The sequence below is a fragment of the Fulvivirga maritima genome (assembly GCF_021389955.1).
GTDB classification, from domain to species: Bacteria; Bacteroidota; Bacteroidia; order Cytophagales; family Cyclobacteriaceae; genus Fulvivirga; species Fulvivirga maritima.
The window spans coordinates 3,368,429-3,381,265 of record NZ_CP089980.1 but is presented as its reverse complement, the minus strand read 5'-3'; the positions used below and the strand labels follow the sequence as shown (position 1 = coordinate 3,381,265).

The following is a 12,837-nucleotide window of genomic DNA, read 5'->3' as shown; positions in this document are numbered from 1 at the left end:
TTCTAATTATAGAATGCAGAACTCAGGCCATTTATTGTATTATCAATTTTTGGGTACTGATATTGTCAGCCGTTGTAACTCTTATCAGATAAGTTCCGCTTTCGAAATTACGTAAATTTAATTGAATCAGTTGATTTTCATCTGTAGCTTGTTGGGTATTAACCATTTTCAATTTACCCAGCATATCTATAACCTCTATCTGCATATTACCAGGAGCTATTCCATTAACCTCTACACTAATCATCTCCCCCTTTAATGGATTGGGATATACAGTTAAGCCTTTAGTCTTGAGCTCATCTGGTGCCTCATTAACAAAGTCAGGATCAAAAGTCTCCTCACTATTGTCAGGTCTGGCATTAGTTATATCTGTTTTAGCTAAGGCCACATCTTCACGACAAGTGATCAGTCCATCCAAATCATAGCCATCGGCACTTCCTGGGAACAAGTTAGGATCTGATGCATCTGTAATTTTTATGAATTTGGCATAAGCCATGCCTTGATCTACTGCCGGCTTTATATCTAAAAAGGAAGTTCTGCAATAAACATTAGGCAAACTATACCATTGAATACCATCTGCTGAAAGCTCTACATGCGCCTGCTCAGGATATGAATTGCCTGTAGCACTATAACACATTTCATCAGCACGCCCATAACTAGTTTCTACCACAATTATTTCAGGCTCCGCGCTACCATCATCATACACTCGGTTGCCCAGCTCCAAAGTAATGCTTCCGCCAAACCCCAGAGACACAAAATTCTCACTGTGATTTTCCTGTGGAGCATTAAGTGCTTTATTCGGGTCTCTACGAGTACTATTTACAGGGGTGTTATTTTGTTTTTTCCCCCGGAGTAAAAGCAACCACATGCTCTGCTCCACATTGGTAATTTAGTTCGTATTTAAACAGTTCATATCCATATTCATCAGAATGTGCTCTAAATATCAGTCTATCTTTAATAAAGCCCATCAAAGTAATTTCATCAGGATCGGTGGACAGTATATCACCTTCAGCCAGAAGCCATGTGCCTGAGGCCGAACCATCACTCTTCCACAGTTCAGGGCCTGATGAGCCATTTTTAAAAAAGTATACTTCATCATTTTGAACTACTAAGTCTCCTTCTATAATATCAGAAGCCACTAAGCTCTTGTTATTCGTACCAGAATTCACAGACCATAATTCTCCATTAGTCTTTTTGTAATAGAGATGAGTACTGCCTGCGAATAAGCTTTCAAAAGTTTCTACTCCTGAATCAACCTCCTGTGTACCAGCTGCAGTACCATCAGTTTTCCATAGTTTAGGTTCCGCTTCGTAATCATTATAATCATAGGCTATAAAATATAATTGAGTACCTACATTAGTAAAACCTGTTGCTGCCAAATTATCAGGAAGTGATGCTATAGTAGTAGGTCCGCCACTACCCAGCTGCCATATTTCCGTATGGAAATCATAATTAGAAGTATTATTACTTATGCTAGGAAAAAAATAGACTTGAGAACCTATTTTGCCGTAAAAGTCAAATTCATAGATAAATTCATAATCCTCAATTTTTGATATCATATCTATGCTGCCATTTTCTATCTTACAAGCATAATATTCAAGGTCTTTTTCGGCCCGGAAATATATAGCATCTCCTGCTGCATAAAGATGACTGTAATAATTGCTTACATCATAAGTCTCTACAGTTTCTGATTCATCATAAGAAATAATAAAGCTATTCATGCCGTCATGTAAACTAAAATAGAGTTTATCACCAGCCACTAACAGATCACTTGTAATGTACACACTATCAAATGAAACGGTAAGATTAGAATTAAAAGGGGTTCCACTAGAATTTAATAGCTTAACAGAATAATCATCATAATATAAAGCATCGGCAAATTGAGCCATGCTGGTGATATGGTAATTTTCCAAAATTTGAGTGCCACTGGTAGAGCCATCAGTACGAATGAGGGCATTATTACTATTAAGTCCATAACCTGCTGTATTAAAATACAGGGCTTCATCTATAATAGTCACATTTCCTATTTGGGAGAGGCTCCCATCAGGATAAAGGTCTTTTACTAAGGTAATTTGTGCCTCAGACACAGAAGTAACGAACGCCAGAAATAACTGACAAAACAGTAGGGGTAAACTTATCTTTCCCATAGCCAACTTTAGTTTGATTTTAAAAATATTACATACAACAGCTGTTTTAGTAAAACACAAAAATCATCACCAGGTTCTTGATTGATTTCAGTTTTTAATTTAACAATTTTAACATTCTTTTCGAAGAATAACCTCATAATTCTCAGCAATTATGATACTTCAAAAAATAGATGTAAACATTTAATTAACAGCCACTTAACTCCATAAAACAGAAGCATGGTACATCTGACAGAATAATTATTTTTTTGAAAAGAAGAAAATGGAAATCCCTCCTCTTTTTATAACAAAAAAAGAAGTGATGGAACTAAGCCCCACCACTCTTAATTTTATTTATCAATTGCTTTTTTACTGAATAATAATCTTCGTATTCTCTACACGATCCCCTGCAGATAATTCTACTATATAAGTACCTTTAGACAGCGTACTTACTTCTAGCTTTACTGCATTAGTACCTGCGGATAATGAAACCGTTTTTTGAAGCTTTTCTTTACCTGTAATATCAATCACTCTTATATGAGCCACTTGTGCCTGACTTACTTTGAATTGCAAGGTGAGCTCTCCATTAGTTACAGGGTTAGGGTACAAAGTGAAACCTTCTTCCACTTCATCAGGAGCTTTGTTTATAAACTGAGAATTAAATAATGACGAGGTAGCAATTCGAGAGTTGGTAAGCAATCCTTTTGCAGCTTCTACCTCTTCCCTACAAGTAATTACGCCATCTAGATCAAAGCCATCCGCAGAATTTTGAAACACCAAAGGATTAGACACATCGGTTATTCGGATAAAACTAGCATAGGCCATTCCCTGTTCTACTGCTGGTTTAATGTCTATAAAGGAGGTTCTGCAGTATACATTAGGCAAACTATACCAATTGACTCCATCTTCTGAAACCTCCACAAAGGCCTGCTCAGGGTAGTTGCTTACTCCTTCGGAATAGCAAAACTGATCGGCTCTGCCGAAGCTGGTTTCTACTAAAATCAGGTCTGGCTCCGCTGTGCCTTCATCATACACGGTAGTACCTAGTGCCAGGGTTATGCTCCCTCCAAAACCCAGTGCTACAAAATTGATTTCATCATTTTCCTGTGGGTCTCCCAAACTCATTTGAGGGTTACTTCTACCTGAAGGTACAGGCGCCCCACTCTTCTTTTTGCCTTGGTTAAAAGCTATTACCGCTCTGGCTCCACAGTTAGTACCCATATCGTATTTATGCACTTCACCATCCTTGAGTACAACGAGATCATCACCCAACATTCCTAATATCCGGATATAATCGTATGTAGTAGTAAAATTAGCGTAAAAGCCTTGCGGGGTATATAGACTTAAGCCTCCATTTTCAGCCCAGAAATAGTACTTCCCGTCTTCACTTTCAAAGATATTGGAACTTAACAATGGGCTACAGGCAAAATAATCAGGCTCGTAACGACAAATCTCTGACATTCCTACCCCTCTATAAAAATCTACTCTGCCTCCCAGATCTTCCAGGTATTGTGTGCCAGCCGCAGTTCCATCAGTTCTCCATAATGAATTTTCAAGAACATCGGCATTTTCATCTACTATTTCTAAAGACAGATAAATAAAATTATCACTACTTATGGCACTAGTAACCATACCATTTTGAGGTAGAGATACCAGCATGTCTAAACTATTATCACGGTTAATACGATACAAATCAGTGTGAAAGTTGGGCTCACCTTCATCTATTGGTGTAAAAGCGATCACATTACCTTTGAAGTCCACAAACTCCGCATGGTTGTTATAAAAGAATTTGGATCTCTCAAGGTAATTGACAATCTCATTGCCCGAGTCTGTAATTCTATAAATCAGGTCACCTCCAGAGTGATTTTCACCAAAAGCTTCACCATAAATATATACCCCGGTAGGGTGTTCAAAACCACGAGTAATTCCATCTCTCCACCCACCTGCTGCAAAAGGAACAAATTCAAGATCCATTTTATCGAATGTATAATAACCATAATCCGCTATACCGATAGGCATGCCCTTGTACGTGTAGTAGAAATAAATCCACCCTTCATCACTACTATCCTGCATCTTTTGAGGAGCGGCTCCTTCAGTTACATAGTATAAGTCTAATTCATGATCTCTGCGGAAATAAACATCTTTGCCATTATTGGCCAGAAAAGTGTGTGGGCTTTCATGCTCTTCTGTAACATATATTTCAACAGTACCTGATTTTGTTCCATCAGTAATATACAGGTCGCCCCCCATTCTAAAAGACAAGTACTCATTAGGCAGATTAGAAGATTCTGTAAAACGAGAAGAAGAGGTAGTATGCTTTTCGTCTATAACCTGTGCTTTAGAAGCATAAGAAATTTGTGTTAAAGCCAATAAACAGCCTAAAACATAAGTAAGATTAATATTTTTCATAGTTAGTTTTTTAAGAGAAGTATTACATATTTTAGTGATATAAGATTAATGATTTGAAAAGAGGCACTTCAGCAATAGGACAATCTTCAATTTTGAAATACCAGCTTTCAATCTTTTACTGAATAATAATCTTCGTATTCTCCACACGATCTCCTGCAGATAATTCTACTATATAAGTGCCTTTAGACAGCGTACTCACTTCTAGCTTTACTGCATTAGCACCGGCGGATAATGAAACCGTTTTTTTAAGCTTTTCTTTACCTGTAATATCAATCACTCTTATATGAGCCTCTTGTGTCTGACTTACTTTAAATTGTAGGGTGAGCTCTCCATTAGTTACAGGGTTAGGGTACAAAGTGAAACCTTCTTCCACTTCATCAGGAGCTTTGTTTATAAACTGAGAATTAAATAATGACGAGGTAATTGTTCGAGCATTGGTTAACACTCCTTTTGCAGCTTCTACCTCTTCCCTACAAGTAATTACGCCATCTACATCAAAGCCATCGGCTCCTTTTGGAAACGCAGAAGGATTAGACGCATCGGTTATACGGATAAAGCTGGCATAAGCCATTCCCTGGTCTACTGCCGGTTTAATGTCTATAAAGGAGGTTCTGCAGTATACATTAGGCAAACTATACCAACTGACTCCATCTTCTGAAAGCTCTACAAATGCTTGCTCGGGATTATTACTTTCACCTTCTGAATAACAAAACTGATCGGCTCTGCCGAAGCTGGTTTCTAATAAAATCAGATCTGGCTCTGCCGTACCCTCATCGTACACAGCACTTCCTAGGTCCAGGGTTATACTTCCTCCAAAACCTAATGCCACAAAGTTGATTTCATCATTTTCCTGTGGGTTGGCCAACGCATACTCAGGATTACTTCTTTCTGCTACTACTTTAGAATTATTATTTCTTTGGCCCTGAGTAAATGAAACTACCGCCACCGCTCCACAGTTGGGTTTCATATTGTATTTATAGAGCTTATTTCCTCCATAAACTATCAAATCATCTCCCAACACTTCTAATATTGTTAAATGGCCTAATGAAGGATTTAAATATGAACTATATAAGCCTTGTGGAGAATACAGATTTAAGACTCCATCTTCCTCAAGGAAATAATATCTCCCATCTTCATTGTCAAAAATATTGGACTTTAGGTTAGACTGACAACCAAGGTAATCTGATTCATAATCACATATAATATCTTCTATTAAGGAATAAGAGTAATTATTGGATACACCAAGATCTTCCAGATACTCAGTGCCAGCCGTAGTGCCATCAGTTCTCCATAGATCATAATGAGAACAGTTTAAATCACAATCATAAAACTGCTCTGCGAGCAATAAATACATGTATTTATCAGAGTATATAACATCTTGAATTATCAATTGGGATGGGAAAGCATACAAACTATCTACACTTGTATCATTAATAACAAATAATTCAGTGTGAAACCCCACACTATCTTCCTGATTTACAAATGGATAAATCTTCTCTCCAATGGATCCAAATGATTCAGAAATATCATACACATATTGAAGTCTGCCTAAATATGATAAAATTTCACTCCCTTCACTTGTAATACGTACAATGCTGGTTCCATAAAACTCTTCGTAATTATCCCAAAAAACATAAACTCCTGATTTATGAGCAAAAGGTCGTGAAAAACCAAACTTAAAGCTTGGCATAAATTGATATGTAGCAATAGTTTCATTAATATTAAAATAACCATACTCACTTATACCAAAAACTTCCTCATCAGCTTTTCTTAAGTAATGAACACCTTCTCTATCTCCATCTACCTGTACCCTCTGAAATGGGGCAGGACTTTGCAGATGAATGTAATACACATCATCATAAAATATTTTCTGAAAGTAAATATATTGCTCATCAGCCACCAGTGTAATATCCTTCTCGGTTAGCCTATCATCTTTAGGAAAAGTGGCCAATTGACTTGTTCCCGACACTGTACCATCAGTAACTATAAATTTCCAATCTGCACTTTCAGGCTGATCTGCCATCACTACAATTTTATCCCCTGACTTAGTTACTTCTATAATACTATTGAAAGACTGATTAGAAAGCATTTCAAAGCTTTGCCCATATAAAGGAGGGCCTCCGAAAACACACGTGAGCAAAACACTCACGGCATAATACCAGACATTAGTTTTCATTGTAATAAAATTTAATGGTTATAGTTAGTTAGAAGACTGTTATAGAAATACGTTTTCAGGCAGGTAGGAAGGCCACCGTGTTAAGGCAGCCTCCTGTTTATTAAAAGCATTATGACTTATCTATTGAATGATAATTTTGCTGGTTTGATGCTTGCTCCCAGCTTCTAACTCTAGTATGTAGGTACCTTTAGGCAGGTCACTCATATCTAATTCTAATTGATTTGCTCCCTCTTGAAAGGACGCAATTCTCCGGTATTTCTCTTTGCCTGTAATATCCATTACTCGAATAGTGCCTTTATAGGCCTCATCAAATTGCATGTTAAGACTTAGCAAGCCTCCTGGCGAAGGATTAGGATAAACTGACAACTCTCCATTACCTATGCTTTTAGGCCCAAATTCTTCATTAGGAATGGTATTGAAAAAATCAGGATTAAAGCCTGCGGCCATTGGATTACCAGCCAACCTGGAATTTGTAAATTCCTGAGTAGCTATATTCACTACTTCTCTGTTAATAATAATGCCATCAACATCATAACCATCAGCTGAAGGAGGAAATAGTGAGCTATTAGAAGCATCAGTAATTCTAATGTATTGGGCATATTCCATACCCTGATCTACCGCAGGTTTGATATCTATAAATGATGTTCGGCAATAAAGATTAGGTAAACTATACCAGCTAATTCCATCTTCTGAAACCTCTACAAAAGCCTGCTCAGGGTAATTACTTCCGCCATCAGAGTAACAATACTGATCTGCTCTACCATAACTGGTTTCTACCAAAATCATATCAGCATTTGCCGAACCGTCATCCCACACTTTGCTGGCCAGCTCCAAGGTAATGCTTCCTCCAAACCCCAGAGCCACAAAGTTATATTCATTATTCTCCTGAGGATTAGCCAGCACATTATTAGCATCACTACGCTCTGCTGGCACCTTGCCTCCATTATTTTTTGTTCCCTGAGCAAAAGACATTACTCGGCTAACTCCCATGAGGTACCTGTATATTTCAGCACCATAATCCAAATCAGGATCATATTCATCAGGCGCATAGGGATAATGTTCTGCCACAAAAAGCACCATCCCATCATGAACTTCTGATGGTCCATAAACTAGAAGATTTGAATTATTTTTAAAAATCATTTTGGTACCCTCTGTAGTACCATCAGTAGTCCATAGTTCAACCTTTTGACCATTATCTTTCCAATAATAAATCTGATCTCCATACTGATGATTCAAATCAAATTGCGCCAGCCCTACAGGATCAAAATAATCCCATTCTTTTGTAAGTACATCATAACTCCAAAAGCCATCATCATCACTTCCAAAGAGCTTATTTTCTCCTCCTATTAAATCAGGGAGCCCATCCATGAATTTTTTAGTTCCTTCAGCCGTACCGTCAGAAATCCACACTTCAGATAAAATAGGACCATAATAATCAGATCTATCGTAGAAAGTGAAAAAGGTAAAATCTCCTACGCTTACATAATCACCTATTATCAAGTTATCAGGAAAGGTAAAAACCAGCTCAATATCATCTTCGTTCATCTTCCATAGCTCTGTATATTGCCCTTCTGAGTAGTAAAACCCTTTATCACTTACTATTAAACTATAAGTTTCATCGCCAATTTCAGCCACTACAAAGGGTTCATAAAAACTGAGTTTTTCAGGAGTATAACCAAGAAGCTTTAATTCTTCATCTTTAACCCTGTATATGCCATACAAAGTTGAATCTGTATAGCCTTTATAATAAACTTCATCTCCAATCACATAAGGTATGCTTAGATACATGAAATTATCAAAATCCTTAACGTGCCCGTCAGGATAGATAACACTTACATAATTTTCCCCATCATCAATAATACCTGCAACAGCTATATCTTCTGACGCCGCTAAACCCCACATAGTAAAAACGCTGTCTGAATCATATGAATGAAATATAGAAGATGAATACGGACTACCATCACTCCTGTAGACATCATATGAATCAATATCATCTCTATAATAGAGATAATCTCCTAAGCTAAAAAACTCATATGTAGAGGTGTTCTCCATAATATCAGTTCCTGATTCTGTTCCATCAGTTCTAAGAATGTAACTTCCTCCACTTATAAAAACAGCTTCATCTGTCTTCGCAAACTTATAATCCTCCTCATATATACCTGGATAAAAACCCCCAGGAAACTGGTCTTTAACTAAAGATATTTGCCCATAAGACAGGGTACAGATCAGTGTAAAAAGCATCTGTAAAATGGTTTTTGTAATTAAATTTTTCATTGCCAACTAATTTTTAAAGGTTTAAGAATAATTTATAGATCAATCATAGATTTTGGTTTTCAGGCAGGCACGTATAAAGACGGCATACTAATACCTCCTTTGTCTCAATCATAAAACTTGTGGTAAATAAATAGAAGCCCAATAAAGGGAATAGGTATTACTCTGGTAATCAATACAGGTTATAATGATTAACCAATGAGCAAAGAAAAGCAGATTAGACATAGGCCTTCCGATCTCAAACTAGAGAGCGGGTATAGCTATACCATAATGCTTACTGACAGTTTGCAAAATAATCTGATGTAGATTTACATGTGCGCGCAACCCCAAGCAACCTGTCAGATAGGAGCTATTCTAAACGGTAGAAGAATCCGTTCAATTTTAATTTGAAGTAAGGTCGCTATTAAATGGCTTTCTTGGAAAAAAGATAAACTAAAGCCAAAAATGCACTTAGAAAGTAGGTTAGGTAATTATTTTTCATAGCCAACTAATTTTTATTTCACTTATTTAATATGTCATATATTTAATTTAAACACCTATTACATTATAAAGTTATATATTTTACACGTTAATTAAAATATATAATATTATTTAAATATAAACTTTTCTCACCTAGCTGTGACTTTTCAGAATTAACCAGTCTTAAGGTTATACTTAAATTAGAAGATTATTTATTTGGTTATTCCAAATAAGTTTTTAACCTTTGAATACAAATGACCAATACTAACTCGTATACACCAAAAAATTACCCAGCTTCTCCGGCTGTGGTTGTGTATGCTCCTGAGTTTAGGATAAGGACATTTAGGCCCCTTTTGGGGTAATATAATCTATGCGAGGGTACGTCCCTCTGCAATCACACACCTTTTCTGTATATTTTAAATTTTTGCCGCCAGGCATTCACTTTAATAATTTCGATTTTCAATAATGTCGGAAATAAAACTCACTATCGCGAACGAGGATCACCTTGAGTTTGCGGAAGAAATTTGTAACATGATGGAACGCGCCGCTGCTCAGCGAGGCACAGGTATTGCCAAGCGTTCACCTCTTTACGTTAGTGCCAAAATGATGGAAGGAAAAGCGGTAATCGCTATTTCTAACAATCAGCCGGTAGGGTTTTGCTATATCGAAACCTGGGGGCACGGCAAATATGTGGCTAACTCCGGCCTCATAGTGCATCAAGACTTTAGAAATACAGGCTTGGCCAAGCGTATTAAAGATGAAATATTTCAACTCTCCAGAAAAAAATACCCTGAGTCAAAGATTTTTGGCATTACCACCAGTCTGGCAGTAATGAAAATAAACTCTGATCTGGGCTACAGACCTACTACATTCTCTGAACTTACTACTGATGAAGATTTTTGGAAGGGCTGTCAGAGCTGTAAAAACTATGACATCCTTACCCGGACTAACAGAGCGCACTGCCTATGTACAGGCATGCTTTATGATCCTGAAAGGCAAACCAAGTCTACTTCTGCTAAACTAACTAAAGAAGAAAGGTGGAAGCGCTTCAAAGGCTTTTTGAAAGATGGTGCCGACCGCCTGAAAGGAAAAATCAAACTGAAATTAAATAATCAAGACCCTAAAAACTCTAAAAAATTATCATGGCTGACCAAAGTAAAGTTGTTTTAGCTTTTAGTGGAGGACTAGATACCTCCTACTGTGTAAAATACTTAAAACACGACCTGAATATGGAAGTTCACTCAGTACTGGTTAACACTGGTGGCTTCGATCAGGAGGAGCTTAAAGCAATCGAAAAACACGCTTTGGAACTTGGAGTAGCGCATCATGAAAGCATTGATGTGGTAGATGAGTTCTATCAAAAAGCTATCAAATACCTGATTTTTGGCAATATCCTTAAAAACAACACCTATCCGCTTTCAGTAAGTGCAGAGAGGGTGTTTCAGGCTATGGCCATAGCCAGGTATGCCAAAGAAAATAATGCCGAATATATAGCGCACGGTAGCACAGGAGCTGGAAATGATCAAGTTCGTTTTGATCTTGTATTTAACATTATGGCTCCCGAGGCTAAGATCATCACCCCTATCCGTGACTTACAGCTATCTCGCCAGGCTGAGATTGATTACTTAAAATCTCATGGGGTGAATATGAACTGGGAGAAAGCCAAATACTCTATCAACAAAGGATTATGGGGCACCAGTGTCGGCGGTGCAGAAACGCTTACTTCCAAAGAAGCGCTCCCGGAAGAAGCTTACCCCAGCCAGCTGACCAATAAAGAGCCTAAAAGCATTACTTTAGAATTTAAAGAAGGCGAAATAACGGCTATTGATGGAGAAACCATGAGTGCACCTAAGGCTATACAGCTATTAAACAAAATAGGTAGCGAATACGCCATAGGCAGAGATATACATGTGGGAGATACCATTATTGGTATAAAAGGAAGAGTAGGCTTTGAAGCGGCTGCACCAATCTTGCTTATTAAAGCACATCATTTACTAGAGAAGCACACGCTTACTAAATGGCAACAGCACTGGAAAGAACACCTGGCCAGCTGGTACGGAATGATGATGCATGAAGGCCAGTACCTGGATCCTATCATGCGCAATATTGAAAAATTTATGGATGATACCCAGCAGTTTGTTACTGGCAAAGTGCATCTTAAGCTGAGCCCTTATCAGTTTACCTTACAAGGCATTGAATCTGAGCACGATCTTATGACTTCTAAGTTTGGTAACTACGGAGAAATGAACAAAGGCTGGAGTGGTGAAGATGTAAAAGGCTTCACTAAAATTTTGGCAAACCAGACCAAAATTTTCTACGCTGTAAACGAATTATAAAACTCAAGAAAGCCAATGTTTAAATAATCACAACATTGGCTTTCTTATGCTGGCCTTGTCCATAAGCCGGCAATAACTAAATATATAAATAATGATCAAAGCAGGAATAATTGGGGCAGCTGGTTATACCGCAGGTGAGCTCATTAGAATTCTCATCAACCACCCTGATACTGAAATAACATACCTATATAGCAATAGCCAATCAGGAAAAGACATCGCCACGGTTCATGATGACTTACTAGGGCTTACTGACCTTAAGTTTACTGATAAAATAACAGAGGCCGATGTAGTATTTCTATGTCAGGGCCATGGTAAATCTAAGGAATTTTTAGACACCCATACTTTCAGCGATACTACAAAAATCATAGATCTGAGTCAGGATTTCAGACACCAGGCCAAATCACAATTGGGGAGCAGAAAGTTTATTTACGGTTTACCAGAGCTCAACCGTTCAAAAATTATTGAAGCTCAAAATATCGCTAACCCAGGCTGTTTTGCCACCGCCATTCAGTTAGCCTTACTCCCATTAGCACAAGCAGGCCTGCTCCAGCAAGAGGTACATGTAAATGCCATCACCGGCTCTACCGGAGCAGGACAAGCCCCCGGCGCTACCACACATTTTAGCTGGAGAAACAATAACATTTCTATTTACAAAGCCTTTGAGCATCAGCACCTAATAGAAATAACAGAAAGTATCACCAGTCTACAGGCCGGTTTTGATCAAGATATTAATTTCATACCCGTTAGAGGTAACTTCAGCAGAGGAATTCTGGCATCAGCCTACACTCAGTTTGAGGGTTCTGCCGAAGAAGCTTTAAAACTGTATAAAGAATTTTACGCTGATGCTGAATTCACCACGGTGACTGACAGCAGCATCCACCTAAAGCAGGTAGTGAATACCAATAACGCCATTGTAAGTGTAGAAAAGCATAAGAATAAAATACTTGTCACCAGTATTATTGATAACTTACTCAAAGGTGCCTCAGGGCAGGCGGTAGAGAACATGAATCTCATGTTTGGGCTAGACCAGAGCACAGGACTTAAACTCAAAGCTAACTTATTTTAA

At 37.8% G+C, this 12,837-nt stretch carries 8 protein-coding genes; 3 read left to right on the top strand and 5 right to left on the bottom strand.

The window, feature by feature from the left end; all coding sequences use genetic code 11:
• Positions 1-31 precede the first annotated feature (31 nt).
• The 5 genes from LVD15_RS14590 to LVD15_RS14570 form a co-directional block, all read right to left on the bottom strand.
• Entirely contained in the window at positions 32-865 is an 834-nt protein-coding gene (locus LVD15_RS14590; protein WP_233775963.1) for a T9SS type A sorting domain-containing protein, read from the bottom strand.
• Positions 828-2,144 (bottom strand): hypothetical protein, encoded by a 1,317-nt coding sequence (locus tag LVD15_RS14585; RefSeq protein WP_233775962.1) that lies wholly within the window; start codon positions 2,142-2,144, stop codon positions 828-830. Before LVD15_RS14585 ends, LVD15_RS14590 begins: the two co-directional genes overlap by 38 nt.
• Positions 2,145-2,489: 345 nt before the next feature.
• Positions 2,490-4,529 carry a T9SS type A sorting domain-containing protein gene (locus LVD15_RS14580; protein WP_233775961.1) on the bottom strand — a complete coding sequence of 680 codons (2,040 nt, stop codon included), beginning with the start codon at positions 4,527-4,529 and terminating at the stop codon, positions 2,490-2,492.
• 115 nt (positions 4,530-4,644) lie between these two features.
• Positions 4,645-6,705, bottom strand: coding sequence for a T9SS type A sorting domain-containing protein (locus LVD15_RS14575; protein WP_233775960.1), 2,061 nt, complete (start codon positions 6,703-6,705; stop codon positions 4,645-4,647).
• A gap of 120 nt (positions 6,706-6,825) precedes the next feature.
• Entirely contained in the window at positions 6,826-8,979 is a 2,154-nt protein-coding gene (locus tag LVD15_RS14570) for a T9SS type A sorting domain-containing protein (RefSeq protein ID WP_233775959.1), read from the bottom strand.
• Positions 8,980-9,900: 921 nt separating this feature from the next.
• On the opposite strand from LVD15_RS14570, the gene LVD15_RS14565 reads away from it, so the two are divergent.
• From LVD15_RS14565 to argC, 3 genes are all read left to right on the top strand, one after another.
• Positions 9,901-10,605: a GNAT family N-acetyltransferase gene (locus LVD15_RS14565; protein WP_233775958.1), complete on the top strand. Its 705-nt coding sequence runs from the start codon at positions 9,901-9,903 to the stop codon at positions 10,603-10,605.
• Positions 10,578-11,771 carry an argininosuccinate synthase gene (gene argG / locus LVD15_RS14560; protein ID WP_233775957.1) on the top strand — a complete coding sequence of 398 codons (1,194 nt, stop codon included), beginning with the start codon at positions 10,578-10,580 and terminating at the stop codon, positions 11,769-11,771. Before LVD15_RS14565 ends, argG begins: the two co-directional genes overlap by 28 nt.
• Positions 11,772-11,862: 91 nt before the next feature.
• A complete protein-coding gene (gene argC, locus LVD15_RS14555; protein ID WP_233775956.1) occupies positions 11,863-12,837 on the top strand; it encodes an N-acetyl-gamma-glutamyl-phosphate reductase in 975 nt (324 codons plus the stop codon).